The 16,819-nt window shown below is 41.3% G+C and carries 15 protein-coding genes; 7 read left to right on the top strand and 8 right to left on the bottom strand.

Annotated elements, in window-relative coordinates; translation table 11 throughout:
* Window positions 1-11: 11 nt before the first annotated feature.
* From DEO27_RS00205 to DEO27_RS00190, 4 genes are read right to left on the bottom strand one after another with little or no spacing between them, the layout of a single operon-like run.
* Window positions 12-254, bottom strand: coding sequence for a cytochrome b5 domain-containing protein (locus tag DEO27_RS00205; RefSeq protein ID WP_112573364.1), 243 nt, complete (start codon window positions 252-254; stop codon window positions 12-14).
* Window positions 251-931, bottom strand: coding sequence for a lycopene cyclase domain-containing protein (locus DEO27_RS00200; protein WP_112573362.1), 681 nt, complete (start codon window positions 929-931; stop codon window positions 251-253). Before DEO27_RS00200 ends, DEO27_RS00205 begins: the two co-directional genes overlap by 4 nt.
* A complete protein-coding gene (locus tag DEO27_RS00195) occupies window positions 928-1,473 on the bottom strand; it encodes a hypothetical protein (RefSeq protein ID WP_112573360.1) in 546 nt (181 codons plus the stop codon). Before DEO27_RS00195 ends, DEO27_RS00200 begins: the two co-directional genes overlap by 4 nt.
* Window positions 1,473-2,324, bottom strand: coding sequence for a phytoene/squalene synthase family protein (locus DEO27_RS00190; protein WP_223818108.1), 852 nt, complete (start codon window positions 2,322-2,324; stop codon window positions 1,473-1,475). Before DEO27_RS00190 ends, DEO27_RS00195 begins: the two co-directional genes overlap by 1 nt.
* Window positions 2,325-2,404: 80 nt before the next feature.
* Here DEO27_RS00190 and DEO27_RS00185 point away from each other — a divergent pair, with 80 nt between their 5' ends.
* Entirely contained in the window at window positions 2,405-3,886 is a 1,482-nt protein-coding gene (locus DEO27_RS00185; RefSeq protein ID WP_112573356.1) for a phytoene desaturase family protein, read from the top strand.
* Window positions 3,887-4,082: 196 nt separating this feature from the next.
* Here DEO27_RS00185 and DEO27_RS00180 read toward each other — a convergent pair whose 3' ends face one another.
* Entirely contained in the window at window positions 4,083-4,619 is a 537-nt protein-coding gene (locus DEO27_RS00180) for an RNA polymerase sigma factor (protein ID WP_090528721.1), read from the bottom strand.
* Window positions 4,620-4,882: 263 nt separating this feature from the next.
* Complete coding sequence (gene murB, locus DEO27_RS00175) at window positions 4,883-5,902, bottom strand: UDP-N-acetylmuramate dehydrogenase (RefSeq protein ID WP_112573354.1); 1,020 nt, start codon at window positions 5,900-5,902, stop codon at window positions 4,883-4,885.
* Between the two features lie 337 nt (window positions 5,903-6,239).
* Here murB and DEO27_RS00170 point away from each other — a divergent pair, with 337 nt between their 5' ends.
* The 5 genes from DEO27_RS00170 to DEO27_RS00150 all read left to right on the top strand — a co-directional run bounded on the left by DEO27_RS00170 (window position 6,240) and on the right by DEO27_RS00150 (window position 12,036).
* The gene (locus tag DEO27_RS00170; RefSeq protein ID WP_091217546.1) at window positions 6,240-6,617 is read left to right on the top strand and encodes a BlaI/MecI/CopY family transcriptional regulator; all 378 of its coding nucleotides are present in this window, start codon (window positions 6,240-6,242) and stop codon (window positions 6,615-6,617) included.
* A gap of 5 nt (window positions 6,618-6,622) precedes the next feature.
* Entirely contained in the window at window positions 6,623-8,614 is a 1,992-nt protein-coding gene (locus DEO27_RS00165; protein WP_112573352.1) for a M56 family metallopeptidase, read from the top strand.
* 87 nt (window positions 8,615-8,701) lie between these two features.
* Window positions 8,702-10,390: a DNA repair protein RecN gene (recN, locus tag DEO27_RS00160; protein WP_112573350.1), complete on the top strand. Its 1,689-nt coding sequence runs from the start codon at window positions 8,702-8,704 to the stop codon at window positions 10,388-10,390.
* 31 nt (window positions 10,391-10,421) lie between these two features.
* On the top strand, window positions 10,422-11,189 hold the full coding sequence (locus DEO27_RS00155) for a TonB family protein (protein ID WP_112573348.1): 768 nt from the start codon (window positions 10,422-10,424) through the stop codon (window positions 11,187-11,189).
* 34 nt (window positions 11,190-11,223) lie between these two features.
* Window positions 11,224-12,036 (top strand): enoyl-ACP reductase, encoded by an 813-nt coding sequence (locus tag DEO27_RS00150; protein WP_112573346.1) that lies wholly within the window; start codon window positions 11,224-11,226, stop codon window positions 12,034-12,036.
* 73 nt (window positions 12,037-12,109) lie between these two features.
* Here DEO27_RS00150 and DEO27_RS00145 read toward each other — a convergent pair whose 3' ends face one another.
* Window positions 12,110-12,496 (bottom strand): hypothetical protein, encoded by a 387-nt coding sequence (locus DEO27_RS00145; protein WP_112573344.1) that lies wholly within the window; start codon window positions 12,494-12,496, stop codon window positions 12,110-12,112.
* A 146-nt stretch (window positions 12,497-12,642) separates the two neighbouring features.
* Here DEO27_RS00145 and DEO27_RS00140 point away from each other — a divergent pair, with 146 nt between their 5' ends.
* The gene (locus DEO27_RS00140; protein ID WP_112573342.1) at window positions 12,643-13,752 is read left to right on the top strand and encodes a carboxypeptidase-like regulatory domain-containing protein; all 1,110 of its coding nucleotides are present in this window, start codon (window positions 12,643-12,645) and stop codon (window positions 13,750-13,752) included.
* Between the two features lie 160 nt (window positions 13,753-13,912).
* On the opposite strand, the gene DEO27_RS00135 is transcribed toward DEO27_RS00140, so the two are convergent.
* Window positions 13,913-16,447 (bottom strand): ATP-dependent Clp protease ATP-binding subunit, encoded by a 2,535-nt coding sequence (locus DEO27_RS00135; RefSeq protein ID WP_112573332.1) that lies wholly within the window; start codon window positions 16,445-16,447, stop codon window positions 13,913-13,915.
* Between the last annotated feature and the right edge of the window lie 372 nt (window positions 16,448-16,819).

The raw sequence follows: 16,819 nt of genomic DNA, 5'->3' as shown, positions 1-16,819 counted from the left end.
TATGCATAAGTTTATGCAGGGCTTAGTCTTCCAACCTTTACAAACTTCTCAAATACAGTTTCGGTATGTGGAGCATCGGGAAGTTCATCTGTCAGATCCTGACCTGCCCAGTGTTCATAATGTTTTCCATTACGCCATAAGCGACTTTCGGTAACATCATAAATATCACCTTTATAAGCCACCCATATCTGAGGCTTATCCTGCCCGTTACGCAAAGCCAATTGCGATTTAGTATATATCGGCAGCTCAATCATCGGCTTAATTTCCGTTGTTTAAAGTATTCAAAGAAACCAATATTCATGAGCAATAACGCCATCAGGTAAAAATGATCTTCAAAAGGGATAGTACCTACGCGTTTCCCGATATTCTCGGCATTGTTATACAGCACAATGGGTATCGAAGTTAATATGCCATTCACAATGTAAAACGGCAAAAGAGCTACAAAGTACGCCAGGTAATACCGGTTAAGCCAATCGGCCTTAAAAATATACTGAATCAGTAAAACCAATACCGGCAACAAACTGAAAGTAACCGTGGTATAAAGCCGGTCATGATAAAATATAAGCATCATTATACTCAGCAATATCATCATGCTGCTTATAATACCTGTAAGCCTGTATGGCATCAGCCATTTAACGTAGTAATTAAGGCAGGCGTAAATGAATATGCAGGCAAAGGGCACGGTTAAAAAAAACAGCATTTCCTCTAAGGGCAAACCAAAAAACTTAACGCCAACTATGTACGCCGGGTTAAACGACCAAACGCCATGGATGGTAAAAAGCACGTCCCAAAACAAAAAAAACAAACCGGTTATGCCCATGCCGGGCCATATAAACTTCCAGCTTTTGTAAAAAGCTACCCTTTTATCAAACGAAAGCACCACAGGGAAAAATACCGTGAGCAAATTGATCAATAAATAGGCGTATCTCACGTAAGTTCGGTTAAATGTTTATTTAGTACCTGATTTTGCGCAGGTGTGCATCTTTTGGAATGGATCAGGAATTTGATAATAGCTATTGTCAATTCCTTATCGGCCGAACCATAGTTCTTTCTATCAAGCTGGGCTATGATATCCTCACTATCTACAGCAAGATCTTTATTAAACCCTAAAATTGAAGGCACATTGTGTTCAATGGAGAAACGCATGAACCTGATCTCGATATTATGCGGATCGGCGGTTACAGCCTGCTTAAATACCTTTTCTGATCTGTTCAGGTATTTTACTTTCGAATATGGGTTCCAGGCATGTTTGGCTTTCAGCGCCAGTAAAGCACCTATGAAACCATTTACTATACCGCTTTTTTCTTTGATGTTATTAAGACTATTAAACAACGAGTCGGTTAGTTGGCTTTTATCAATGGCGATAACCATTTGTTTGCGCAGTACTTTAAGATTAGGTTCTTCTGCCTTAACTGATTGAAAAATGAACACCAGCGCCAAAATATTGACGATAAAAAAAATCTTCCTGAACATTAAATAACATTTAACTTTTGCTGCAGCACAGCCTTGATATATAAACTCATTTTGCGCGCATCCGATACCCTGATGCGTTTTTGTAGTATGACGTTAGCAGGTGTATAACTTATTTTTTTAAACAACTGCAGGTAGTAAATATAAGCAATATAAACCCCAAGCCGCGTGCCAACGGGCAGGCGTTTTATTCCTTCAAAAGCCTCATCAAAGTCGTGCTTAATTTCGGCTTCAATGGTAAGTTTGTCCTGCTCGGTAAAATTATTAAAGTCAATCCCCGGAAAATAGGTACGACCGCGTTCGGTATAATCGGCCTTCACATCACGCAAAAAATTAACCTTCTGGAATGCCGCCCCCAGGCTTCGGGCTTTGGGAATTAATGACTGATATAAAACATCATCGCTTGTAAACACCCTCAGGCACATCAAACCAATAACCTCTGCCGAACCGTAGATATAAGTCTGATAACTTTCTTTATCATAGGCCTTATTATCCAGGTCCATCGCCATCGATCGCAGAAAAGCCCTGATCAATTCATGATCAATATGATACTGATTAACAATTTGCTGAAAGGAATGAATAACCGGGTTAGTGCTGATGCCCTCTTTGATTGCGCGAAATGTTTCGTCGCTAAACCTGTCTATCAGTTGCTGCTGATCGTAATCATGAAAGGTATCCACAATTTCATCGGCATAACGTACAAAACCATAAATGGCATAGATGGGATACCGGAAACTTTTATCGAAAGTTTTAATGCCGAGACTAAATGAAGTGCTGTACTTTTTAGTTATCAGTTTACTGCATTCAAAACAGGCTTCATCGTACAGGTTCATCATTGGCCTTCGCGTGGTCATTTTCAAAAGTACAAATTCAAAGCCGTATTGTTTTTTAATGGGCCTAAAACAATTTGCTTACCTTGGGCTTCACATTAAACATGAGCAGCAGCAAGCATATTATTGTTATTGGATCGGGCTTTGCAGGGTTATCAGCAGCCTGTGTTTTAGCTAAAGAAGGTTATAAGGTTACCATATTGGAAAAGAATGATCAGCCCGGCGGTCGTGCCCGGGTTTGGGAACAGAGCGGCTTTAGGTTTGATATGGGGCCAAGCTGGTACTGGATGCCCGATGTGTTTGAAAACTTCTTCGCGCTGTTTGGTAAAAAAACTACCGACTATTATCAGCTCAAAAGACTTGATCCCGGCTATCGCGTTTATTACGGTCAAAATGAGATACTTGATGTACCGGCATCCATGACCGAGCTTGAAGCTTTATTTGAACAAATAGAGCCTGGCAGCAGCACCGCTTTACGCCAATTTTTGAACCAGGCAGAGTATAAATATAAAGTAGGCATGGGCGAATATGTTTTCCGCCCCTCCCACTCTATTACCGAATTTATCGACTTTAACCTCATCAAAAAAAGCTTCAGCATTCAGTTGTTGACCAGCATGAGCAGTCATGTGCGCAAGTATTTTAAAAATCCCAAACTGGTTAAGCTTCTGGAGTTCCCGGTGTTGTTTTTAGGTGCTACCCCGCAAAACACACCTGCCATGTACAGCATGATGAATTATGCCGACCTGTCGCTTGGAACATGGTACCCCATGGGTGGTATGAACGAAATAGTAAAAGCGATGGTAAGCCTGGCTACCGAACTTGGTGTTGAAATTGAACTAAACACAGAGGTTACAAAGATCAACGTAAAAGATAAACGGGTTGACACCATACAAACCAACAAAGGCGTATTTAACGCCGATATGGTAATTGCCGGAGCCGATTATGAGCATGTTGACCAGCATCTGCTTGATGACCCCCATCGCAATTACACGCCTAAATACTGGAACAGCCGCACTATGTCGCCATCCAGCTTGCTTTTTTATATCGGCACCAATAAAAAAGTACCCGGCATACAGCATCATAATTTATTTTTTGATGAAGATTTTGAACTGCACGCCAAAGAAATTTACACTTCGCCACAGTGGCCAACCAACCCCTTGTTTTATGTATGCTGCAGTTCAAAAACAGATAACACCGTGGCTCCTGAAGACGGCGAGAACCTGTTTTTCCTGATGCCCATAGCTCCGGGACTAAATGACGATGAAAGCACGCGCGCAAAATACTTTAACCTGATGATGGACAGATTTGCCCGTATTACCGGGCATGACATACGCAGCTCAATTGTAGTGAAACGGAGTTACGCGCTTAATGATTTTAAGAGCGATTATCACTCATTTAAGGGCAACGCTTACGGTTTGGCCAATACACTTGCGCAAACGGCTTTTTTTAAACCAGCCATGCGGGCAAAACACATTAACAATTTACTGTATACCGGGCAACTTACGGTACCGGGTCCTGGTGTACCGCCTGCTATTATTTCGGGTCAGGTGGTGGCTGGGGAGGCAATGAAAATATTAGTGGATTAGCGACTATTGTTTTAAAAAGCATAAAACCATGTCATTGCGAGCGCAGCGCGGCAATCGCACGGAAGCATGGCCGCCCTGTATAGCATGCGATTGCTTCGTGCCTCGCAATGACATTTTTTTATACCACTCCTCTTTACAAACAAAAACCCGCCTCATTGGGCGGGTTTTCTATAATATATGATGGAGTTTAATTGAATTAATTCTCTGCGTAAACGGGTTTGGCGATTCCGTTATCATATGCTTTAAGATTTTTCTTAAGCAGTTTACGTGCTACGTGAATACGTGTTTTTACTGTACCGATAGGAATATCCAGGTGATCGGCAATTTCATGGTATTTATGGCCTTCAAAATACATGGTGAAGGGTACATAATAATCTTCAGGCAGCCTGTCTAAAGCTTTTTTAATATCATCCATTACAAATTTGGCTTCGCCCTGGTTTTTGGTTGAACTAAATACCAGGTTAGGTGATGAAATTTCATCACTTTTAGTAACGAAGGTGCTCATTTTAACAAAACGGCGATAGTTGTTGATGAACGTATTTTTCATGATGGTATATAACCATCCTTTTAAATTGGTGCCTTCCTTAAACTTGTTGTAATAAGTTATGGCCTTCAACATTGTATCCTGGACAAGGTCGTTAGCATCGTCTGCGTCGTGCGTGAAGTGTAAAGCGTATGATCTTAAAGAAGTCGCCTGACGTAGTACAAGGGTGTTAAACTCAATCTTTGTCATTTTGTTAAAGTTTTGTGTTAACAATTAGACAAGCATGATGCCACTAACCCAAAATGTGTGGTAAAAACTCTACATTTTAATTTCAGCACCTATTGGCTATCAATGTGTACATCTAACACATTAATAACAACTACATCACTGAAAAACAGACACTTAAATGACAATTCAAGTAAAAACAAGCTTTTTGAAACGGCATTTTGTAACAGGAATGTTATTTAGAACAAATTTTATTTAAAACAAGAATTCACTTTAAATAAACTTATTTAACTAATAATATTAACCTCACGTTGTAGTGTAACGCCAAATTTAGTGTACACACTGTCTATGATTTGCGACGAAAAACTATACACTTCTTGCCCTGTGGCCCCGCCGTGGTTCACTAAAACAAGCGCCTGGTTCTTCCATGTTCCTGTGTGGCCAACTGTTTTTCCCTTCCATCCGCACTGTTCAATGAGCCATCCGGCAGCCAGTTTTACACCGCCATCTGCAGCGGGATAGTTCACCACTTCCGGAAATTTAGCCTGAACCACTGCAAATTCTTCAGCGCTGATCACCGGATTTTTAAAGAAACTACCGGCATTACCTATGGTTGACGGATCGGGCAGCTTAGAAACCCGGATGTGCGCCACCACCTGCGATACATCTTTTATGGTAGGGTTTGAGATCCCCCTATTTTGCAGCTCCTGTTCAATGGCCCCATATCGGGTGTTAATGTTGGGCACCATTGAAAGATGAAATTTTACAGATACTATAATGTATAGTCCTTTTAGCTCGGCCTTAAAAACGCTTTCACGGTAACCGAACTTACAATCTTCTTTATTAAACTCCCTGAAAGTACCGGTAGCTATTTCAAAAGCGCGGCAGCTATTAAACACATCTTTAAGTTCGACACCATAAGCACCTATATTTTGAATAGGCGACGCCCCTACCGAACCGGGGATCAGGCTCAGGTTCTCGACCCCGGCATAATCATGAGAAACGCAGTAGTTCACCAGGTCGTTCCATACTTCGCCACAACCGGCTTCAACATAAACATCGTTATGACTAATGCGATGCTCAATACCGCGGATATTCATCCGTACAACCAATCCGTCAAAATCATTAACCATCAGCATATTGCTGCCACCACCAAGCACCAGCAATTGTGTTTGCTGCCATTGCGGGTCGGCAAACAGTTCTGTTAATTCGGTTTCGTGGGCTATTTCTACAAAATAACGGGCGCGGGTATCAATACCAAAGGTGTTAAAGTTTTTGAGGGATACGTTTTCCTGTATTTGCAGCATGGTTTCTTTATTTCGGATTTCGGAGGTTCGATTTCGGAATTTCTTATTTTTTTGAATCTACCTGGCGCAAAAGTAATTAAAAGATGGTGATTGTTGGATTTAGGAATTTTGTCTGAACTCGAATTTATAGAATTAAGGGATTAACAGAATACTGAGCAAATTCTCAAAATTCGTTTAATTCGAGTTCAGACAAAAATAACCACTCACCTAATCAACCCAATCAACCACTCACTTCTCCCCCAACCGTTAAAATTTGTTAAATATTTTCTTAATCGCTTGCAAATACGAAATCCATCGTAGATATTTGTACGAAGAAATTCGTAATAAAGAGAGACAGATGGAAATTAAACCAACAGAAAGCGAACTTGAAATTTTACAGGTAATCTGGAAAAAGGGCCAGTGCACCGTACGTGAAGTTCACGAGGAGCTTGCTAAAAACAAGGATGCCGGTTACACCACCACCTTAAAACTCATGCAGATTATGCATGATAAGGGAATGGTTGAGCGCGACACCACTTCAAAAACACATTTATACAAAGCTTTATTCACAATGGAGCAGGCGCAAAGCAACGCTCTGGATAAAATCTTGTCTACTGTATTTAAAGGCTCTACTTCCGACTTGGTGATTCAGGCGCTTGGCCAGCACCGCGCATCAAAAGACGAGATTGACGCTATTAAAAACTTTTTGAATCAATTTGATCAGGACAAAAAATAAACGTGATGGAAAATTTATTCTATAATATAAGCCAGGTGTTGGGCGTAACTATTCTGCAATCGGTATGGCAGGGTTTGTTAGTTTGGTTTGCCTTAAGGTTAGTGTTTATTTGCAGGCCGCAATTATCGGCTATTAAAAAGCACAATTGGGCCATGGGTGCCATGCTCACCATCAGCGCCTGGTTTATATACACGTTTATCCATCAGTTCAGGCTGCACGAGTGGGTTAATTATACATCCGCAAACGCGCCATCTTTATTACCACGTTTCTACCTGCCGTTGCATGAAGTAGCCGCCAGACCACAAAACAACTATTACGAATACGTTATAAAAGGTTATCTCCCTTATATATCTGCCCTTTATTTTGTTGGCTTGGTATTCAACCTGCTCAAAGTGAGCTTAAGCTGGCAAAGGATCAGCCTGATAAAACGTACCATGGTACCTGCAGACAGGCTGCAGGACTTTGCCGATGAGCTTTGCCAAAAGCTGGGTATTACTAAAAATGTGTGGGTAAACTTTAGCCGTATGGTTGATGCCCCTTGCATGATTGGCTTTTTAAGCCCCATTATTTTGTTGCCGATAACCCTTACTACATACTTATCGGCCACCGAGGTTGAAGCCATTTTATTGCACGAGCTCTCACACATTAAACGCAACGACTACCTGCTGAACCTGATGCAGCAATTTATTTCCATACTGTTATTCTTTAATCCCTTTGCCCAATTAATTAACCGCATTATTAACCAGGAGCGTGAAAACAGCTGCGATGATCTGGTTGTGCAAACAACGCAACAACCTTTAATCTACGCGCACGCCCTCCTTAAACTGGAGCAAACCAGGCAACAGCATTTACAGCTGGCCCTGGCTGCTAACGGCAAAAAATATCATTTATTAAACAGAATTGAACGCATCATGAAAACGAAGAAACCTATAGGCAATATCCGCCACCTGCTTGTGGCTATTGCTATAATGGCTGCCGGCGTTAGCAGCATTGCCTGGCTAAACCCCACTATAAAAGATGGTAAGTTAACCGTTAAAAAGGTTGCTACCCCTGCTGCCTTACATGCCATATTTGTTGATGACACCACCCATAAGGTGAAAGCAAAAAAGGCTGTAACCTATAAAAAGAAAACCCAGGCCGAAATTGTAAAAGCCAAACAACGCCATGAAGATTTTGACTACAGCGGCTTTAATGATGCCCAGCTTGAAAGGCTAAGCGCCGAAGTAAGCAAACAAGGCGAGCTGATTGGCAAATACTACAGCAGCAATACTTTTAAAAAGCAACAGGAAATGCTTGAAGCAAAAAGCAAAGCCCTGCAGGCTTATTATAACTCCGATGGCATGGAGAAAATGAAGCTCGAAATGGAAAAAATGGGCCAGGATTTTCAGAAAGAATATGGCGAAACATCCGAATCTAAAAAACTTGGCGAACAGATGGGCGAAATTGGCAACAACATCGGTAAATATTACAGCAGCGCCGAGTTTAAAAAAATGAACGAGGGCCTGGAGAAAAAATACGGCATTCCGCACAATCATGGCTATAACGGTTATAATGACGACAGAGACCCTAACTACAAAAAATATCAGGACGAGCTGCAAAGCAAAATTCCTGCTGAAGTAAAGGAACAAACAGAGCTACTGAAAACCCTGGGCCAGAAAATGCGCAACCGTTATGATTCGCCGGAGTTTATTTCCAAAAGAAACCGCATGCAGGCTATGGGCGATAGCCTGAGGTTGGCTTATGATAATCCTGATATTAAAAAATTACAGGAAGACATGAAAAATATTGGCAGGCAAATGCGTGGTTTCCAGGATAGCCCGGAGATCAGAGCTGCACAAGAACGCCTTAAAGAAGCCAGCAAAAAATTGCAGGAGTATATGAAAAGCCCGGCCTTTAAACAAAAAATGAAACTGTATCGCGATAAAATGGATAAAGACTTTGATTATAAGTTTGACAACGACAAGCTGGAGGATATAAAACCCGACACAGCTGACTAAATAAATTAGCAAAAAGCATTAAAAATATTTTTTAAAGAGCCTTAATTTGTAATTTAGTGTCCTCAATAAAATGAGGACACTTTTTTTATGCTTCAAAAGCTAACCATTAATAACTATGCGCTTATCGACAACCTGGAGATAGGTTTTGATAGCGGTCTGAACATATTAACCGGCGAAACCGGTGCCGGAAAGTCGATCATATTGGGTGCCTTGTCACTCATTTTAGGCCAGCGGGCCGAAAGCAAATATTTTTTCAACCAGCAAAAAAAATGCGTTATTGAAGGTACTTTTAAAATAAGTGGCTTTCATTTGGCTGATTTTTTTGAGGAGAATGATCTGGATTACGAGAGCGAAACCGTACTTCGCCGTGAGATCTCCGCTGATGGGAAATCCCGTGCTTTTGTGAACGATACCCCGGTTAACCTTACCGCGTTGAAACAACTGGGCGAAAAGCTGATCGATATCCATTCGCAGCACGCTACGCTGGAGATCAATGATCCGGATTTTCAGTTGTTAGTGGTTGATTCGGTTGCACGCCATTCAGATTTGCTTTTTGATTATCAAACCAAATTCAAAGCATATAAAAAGTCGTTAAGCAAACTCAACCAGCTCACAGCCGAAAATGACAAAGCCAAAGCTGACCTTGACTATTTCCAGTTTCAGTTTGATGAATTGGAAAAAGGCGCATTGGTGGCCGATGAACAGGAATTGCTTGAGCAGGAGTTAAACACACTCAACAACGCCGAAGAAATAAAACGAGCCCTGCTAAACGCCAACTACCTGTTACAGGATGGCGAAGCCGCCGCGTTGCTTCAGTTAAAAGAAGCAGGACAGGCTTTAGGCTCAATAGAAAAATACAATCCGGCACTTGCCGAACTTCACCAGCGCATCAGCAGTACCATTATCGAGCTCAAAGATGTAGCTGCCGAAATAGACGCCGTTGAACAGCATACCTTTGTTGATGAAGCCCGTGCCGAAGAGGTGAACAATCGCCTGAGCATGATCTACAATCTGCAAAAAAAGCACAGGGTAAGTACAATTACCGAGCTATTACAGATACAGGAAGAATTATCAGACAAAGTACAGCAAGCCCTTTTTGGTGATGAAGCCATTGAAAAGCTGCAAAAACAAATAGCTGCCGATAAAGCCGAACTGGAAAAATTAGCGGCGCAATTATCGGCTAATCGCCAAAAAGCTATTCCTGATATCGAAAAACAGGTATTGGCCACACTGGCCGAGATGGGCATGGGTAATTCGAGTTTGAAGATTGGGCAACACACGACGCCAACCCCTAAAGAGGGTGCTGATAGTCCTAAAGCCATACTTACGGCTACCGGGATTGATAACATTAAGTTTTTATTTTCGGCTAATAAGGGTCATGCTTTGGCGGAGATGAGCAAGGTAGCTTCGGGCGGTGAGCTTTCGCGGTTGATGCTGAGCATTAAATCTATCGTAGCGCAGTACACAGCCCTACCCACCATTATTTTTGACGAGATTGATACAGGTGTATCGGGCGAGGTGGCTAACAAGGTTGGGGTGATCATGGAGCGATTAGCCCAAAACCTGCAGGTTATTACCATCACCCACCTGCCGCAAATTGCCAGCAAAGGCCAAAGCCATTATTTTGTTTATAAGGATGATAGCGAAGCCGCCACCTTTACCCGTATTAAACAGCTAAACAATGACGAACGTGTATTAGAAATTGCTAAAATGTTAAGCGGCGATAAACCCGGCGAAAGCGCGTTGCAAAACGCGAGGGAACTGTTGAGCGTATAAATTGCTTATTATATATATAACCTAAACCAATATGAGATCATTTTTTAGCCTGTTGCTAATATTAGCGGCATCAAGGTTATTTGCGCAACAAACTAAAAAAGATTCAATCGTTAAACGTGATACCATCAATATACACGGTTATGTTTACGACGAAGCAGGTAAACCTGTAAAATACATTGAGCTACGTTCATCTCAAAAATATATAGATTTCGATCGAGTTAACATTACAACGCGGACTGATACATCAGGACACTTTACACTTGAAGGCGTAAAATTCAATGATACATTAACTGTTGAAGAAAACATACTGTATGCTTCCACGCCTATTTATAATGAGGGGAGTCGTTTCTTGATTATTCACCTACCGTTTGCAGCGCTAAAAGATGTCAACCAGAAAGGACAAATGATTATAAGTGCGAAACGCACACGGGCTAAAACCGTCCCTTCCTTTATTCGTAAAAGTAGCGATGACCCTTATTGCCCATTTATCGGCCTGCATCTGGCTCCCCGTTATAAAAGTGGCAATGAACGCTTTATACAATTGGTAAATCAACAAGTACTCTACCCTGCTAAAGCCATCGAAAACAATATTGAAGGTACCGTACAAATTGCATTTAAAGTGGAAAAGGATGGAACACTTACCGGGTTTAAAGTTTTAAAAGGCATAGGCTATGGTTGTGAAGAAGAGCTTATAAATGCTATAAAACGTTTAGGTGGATGGATTCCTGGCATTGACAATGGCAGGCCTATATTGATGACACAAACTGTTTCCGTTGAATTTAAACTAACTGATAAATAATTATAACTTTGCTTCAATTATAAAAACTTAACAAATGGCTTATAATTTATTAAAAGGTAAAAAAGGCATCATTTTCGGTGCGCTAAATGAGCAATCAATAGCCTGGAAAGTGGCACAACGCGCTGTACAGGAAGGTGCTGAAATTGTATTATCAAATGCCCCTATTGCTTTACGCATGGGCGAACTCAATAAACTGGCCGAAGAATGCAACGCGCCTGTTATTGGTGCCGATGTTACCAATAACGATGATATCAACAACCTGTTTACCAAAACACTTGAGCATTTTGGCGGCAAGGTTGATTTCATCCTGCACTCGATAGGTATGAGCGTTAACGTGCGCAAAAACATCCCATACTTTGAAAACAACTACGAATTTACCCACAAAGGTTTCGATATATCTGCATTAAGTCTTCACCGCATTTTGCAGGCTGCCATGAAACATGACGCCATTAACGAATGGGGTTCTGTACTGGCATTAAGCTACATCGCCGCTCAGCGTTATTTCCCTGGCTACAATGACATGGCCGATAACAAAGCGGTATTAGAAAGCATTGCCCGTAACTTTGGTTATGAGTATGGTATGGCTAAAAAAGTGCGTGTTAACACCATTTCTCAGTCGCCAACCCGCACTACTGCAGGTTCAGGCGTTAAAGGCTTTGACGGCTTTATCGAATTTGCCGAAAAAATGAGTCCGCTTGGTAATGCTGATGCCGATCAGTGTGCTGATTACTGCGTAACCCTGTTTAGCGATTTGACTAAAATGGTTACCATGCAAAACCTTTATCACGATGGTGGCTTCTCGTTCACCGGCGTAACCCAGGCTGTTATCGACCAGATGGCTAAGTAATCTTAAAATATATTTAAATAAAAAAGGAGCTTTTGCAAATGCAAAAGCTCCTTTTTTATTGAGTTAAGGTAACTTACGGCACCAAAACTATTTTAAGTTTCAGAGGGCCAGGAATACCAGGTCCTGTAGGCACACTTCCATCTGCATTTTGGGCGTCTATATAGAGCGTTCCCTTAGTATATACAAACCGATAGCTTATCCCGCCGTATACGTCAGGTAATTGCTCATAAGTACCATTATCTTCTATGTATACTAATACAGCACCATGATTATTATAATAATCAGTAATTTCAGGCACGGCTAAAGTAGTGGTATAACCATTAATACTATTATCGAGCACAAAATTTGGAGTGGTATCAAAAATAGTTGTAGCGCTTGGGCTCGTAGTTACATACTCCTTTTTACACGATGTAGCTGCAAGTACAATAGTGCAGCAAATTAAAGTCAAGATTTTTTTCATAAAGTATTGCGTTAGTTATTATAACTGTATGAACAAAAATTTGTTCAAAGGTTTAAACGTTTTTTTAATTATTTTATTTCAGATATTATTTCCTGTCATTTTTCGTAGCCATATTAAATAACTAAAATTTTAGTTTAACTTTAACTATGCGTAAGTCCCTCCTGATTTTATTGTTATTGATACCTGCATGCTGTTTAGCTCAGGTAAAAATTACCGGGAAAGTGATCAACATGACAGATACCAAACCGGTACCCAATGCCAGCGTATTTTTAAATAATGCCCAGGTAGGTAATAAAACAACCGAGGATGGTACATTCACGCTAAGCAATGTAAAACCCGGTAAGTATGATTTCATCATATCCATAGTAGGCTACGAAACCTATACTTACAGCCTGCAGGCGGGCAGCTCCAATATTGATCTGGGTACGATCAGCATTATTCCTAAAACTTTTCAGCTTAATGAGGTTAAAATCAGGCCCGATCCTAACCGCGAGAAATATTACAACATATTCAGGCAGCAATTTTTGGGAACATCCGATAATACAGCCCAATGCAAGATTCTAAACTCTGATGTACTCGATTTTGATTACGACGATGTTACCTATGTATTAAAAGCATCTTCACATGATTTTCTGGAGATCGAGAATAAAGCCTTAGGTTACCGGATCAGGTATAAACTAACTAACTTTAATTATAATCCGGGCAAAGCCATGCTATATTACGAGGGAATCTCCAACTTTGAAGATCTTAAAGGCAGCGAAAAACAGAAACGCAGATGGCACAAACAACGGCAAATAGCCTATCTGGGTTCAAGCATGCATTTCTACCGGGCAGCAATTAAGGATAGCCTCAGCAAAGAAAATTTTGTTGTCATGCGCCTGATCCGTAAACCTAATCCCAATTATCATGGCGGACCAAATAATAAATACCAGCAAAGTCTTGTCAACAAGCCTTTAGACAGGCCCGATTTTTTCTATACGACAGATCAGGAGGGCTTATTTGCCATAGGATTTACCGATTGCCTGTATGTAATGTATACTAAAAAAGGGCAGGATCCATCTGCCGGGACTGTCCAGGCGTTCAATATGCCTAACAACGCTACAACCATTATTTCCTTCGATGAACCACATGCTTTTTTCGACAACAACGGTATAGTAGCCAATCCCCATTCAATTGTGTACGAAGGTGATTGGGGCATCCGCCGCGTTGCCGAAATGCTGCCGGTTGATTATGAGCCAGTGGTGGAGAAGAAATAAAAAAACATGTCATTGCGAGCGAAGCGTGGCAATCGCATGCTATACAGGGCGGATATGTTTCCGTGCGGTTGCCACGCTTCGCTCGCAATGACATATTGGTTAAAAAAAAGCCCCGTTTCTTTCGAAACGAGGCTTTGATATTATTTATAGGATTACAAAATTACTTTTGTTCTTCCTGTTCTGGCTTTTTGCTTTCGCCTTTCCTGTCGGAGATTTTGATTTCCTTGGTTTCGGTATCAAAATCAACTACCATTACATCACCTTCGGCTAATTCACCTTTAAGGATCTCTTCGGCAATTGGATCTTCCAGGTATTTCTGGATGGCGCGTTTAAGCGGCCTTGCACCAAATTGCGAATCGTAACCTTTATCGGCAATGAAATCTTTGGCTGCTTCGGTAAGCTCAATTTTGAAACCTAAGCCATTTACACGGCTAAACAGGTAAGCAAGCTCGATATCGATGATCTTGAAGATCTCTTCTTTACCTAAAGAGTTAAATACGATAACATCATCAATACGGTTCAGGAACTCAGGTGCAAAAGCACGTTTCAAAGCATTCTCGATAACACCGCGTGAGTGGCTTTCGGCCTGTAAAGTTTTAGCGTTGGTGCTGAAACCTACACCCTGGCCAAAGTCTTTCAACTGGCGGGCACCAATGTTTGATGTCATGATAATGATAGTATTCCTGAAATCAACCTTACGGCCCAATGAATCGGTAAGCTGACCTTCATCCAATACCTGTAACAGGATATTGAATACATCAGGGTGAGCTTTTTCGATTTCATCCAATAAAACTACCGCATATGGTTTACGACGAACTTTCTCAGTTAACTGACCACCTTCTTCATAACCTACGTAGCCCGGAGGCGCACCTACTAAACGAGATACCGCGAATTTCTCCATGTACTCGCTCATGTCAATCTGGATCAGAGCGTCTTCAGTGTCAAACATAAAGCGGGCAAGCTCTTTGGCAAGCTCAGTTTTACCAACACCTGTAGGGCCTAAGAATATGAATGAACCAATTGGTTTTTTAGGATCTTTCAAACCTGCGCGTGTACGTTGTATAGCACGGGTCAATTTTTTGATAGCTTCATCCTGACCAATGATCTTGCTGGCAACAGTATCGCTCATGTGCAACAGTTTTTGGCTGTCGGCCTGACCAACACGTTGTACCGGAATACCTGTCATCATTGAAACCACTTCGGCAACATTATCTTCGGTTACAGTGTAACGTTTAGATTTTGTTTCGGCTTCCCAAACAGCTTTTGCCTGGTCAAGCTCAACCAAAAGGTTTTTTTCGGTATCGCGCAGTTGCGCAGCTTCTTCATATTTCTGGCTGCGAACAACTTTGTTTTTCTCAATCTTGATCTGCTCAATCTTTTGCTCAATATCCAGGATGTTTTGAGGCACGTGGATATTGGTTAAGTGAACACGTGAACCTGCTTCATCAAGCGCGTCAATAGCTTTATCTGGCAAAAACCTGTCGGTGATGTACCGGGTTGTTAAGTTAACGCAAGCGTTGATTGCTTCAGGAGTATAAGTAACACCGTGGTGTTCTTCATATTTATCCTTAATGCGGTTCAGTATCTCAATGGTTTCAGTCGGGGTAGCCGGCTCAACCATTACTTTTTGGAAACGACGGTCCAAAGCGCCATCTTTTTCAATGTACTGGCGGTATTCATCTAAAGTGGTTGCGCCAATGCATTGTATCTCTCCCCTCGCCAAAGCTGGTTTAAACATATTTGACGCATCAAGCGAACCTGAAGCACCACCAGCACCTACTATAGTATGGATCTCGTCAATAAATAAAATTACATCAGGTGATTTTTCCAGTTCGTTCATTACCGCCTTCATACGCTCTTCAAACTGGCCACGGTATTTGGTACCTGCAACCAATGAGGCTAAATCAAGTGTAACTACACGCTTATTGAACAATACACGTGATACTTTGCGCTGAACAATGCGCAATGCAAGACCTTCGGCAATGGCCGATTTACCTACACCCGGCTCACCTATTAATATAGGATTGTTCTTTTTACGGCGCGATAGAATTTGTGATACCCTTTCGATCTCTTTTTCACGACCAACAATCGGGTCAAGCTTACCATCTTCGGCGGCGCGGGTTAAATCGCGGCCAAAGTTGTCAAGTACCGGTGTTTTTGATTTAATGTCAGATACTTTTTTAGGCTGACTAAATGACTCTTCTTCTTTAAAGTCATCGTCGCCACCTGTAGGTGATCCCGGCATTTCGTCAGTAACATCGTTTTTATGTGATTCAACTTCGCCTTTAAATACTTCGTAGTTCACGTTGAACTGTACCAGTATTTGAGAGGCAATGTTGTCTTCATCGCGAAGAATAGACAGCAACAGGTGCTCTGTACCAATCACATCGCTTTTAAATATTTTGGCTTCCAGATAAGTTATCTTCAATACTTTCTCGGCCTGTTTTGTTAACGGGATGCTGCCGATATGTACGTTTGTTCCAATAGTTCCCTTTACTGCATCCTCAACGGCGCGGCGAAGTTTTGCGGTATCAACGTTCAATCCTTTCAGCAATTTAATTGCTACACCATCCCCATCGCGGATAAGCCCCAGCAAAAGATGTTCAGTACCTATATAGTCATGCCCAAGACGTAATGCCTCTTCCCTGCTATATTGAATAACATCTTTTACCCTCGGCGAAAATTTAGCTTCCATATATACCTTTCTAATTATTGAACGCCCTAATGTATAAATTATGTCTTTATAAATTACGACGCCTGTTTTACTTTCATCAACAATATTGCCAACATTTAAAGCTTTGCAGAAACAGACATTGTTATGATACGCAATGTATCAAAGATTAGTGCCAATCAACAGTTTTTACCTCAAAAGCCCACTGCTAAGTGTTTTTTTTACAATATACGAACGAAACTTACCTGTTTGATATAAATATCCTAAAAAAGTTTAAACAAATTTCAAATATTTAATAACATTTCCACCAATTACGGCATTTCGTCATAAACATGACAATTAGGCATTAGCCTTGTAATTATCGTCATATATACTATATACGGTGAATGCCCGGCG

It is taken from the genome of Mucilaginibacter rubeus (genome assembly GCF_003286415.2).
GTDB classification, from domain to species: Bacteria; Bacteroidota; Bacteroidia; order Sphingobacteriales; family Sphingobacteriaceae; genus Mucilaginibacter; species Mucilaginibacter rubeus_A.
This window is presented reverse-complemented; position numbering and strand designations above follow the sequence as displayed.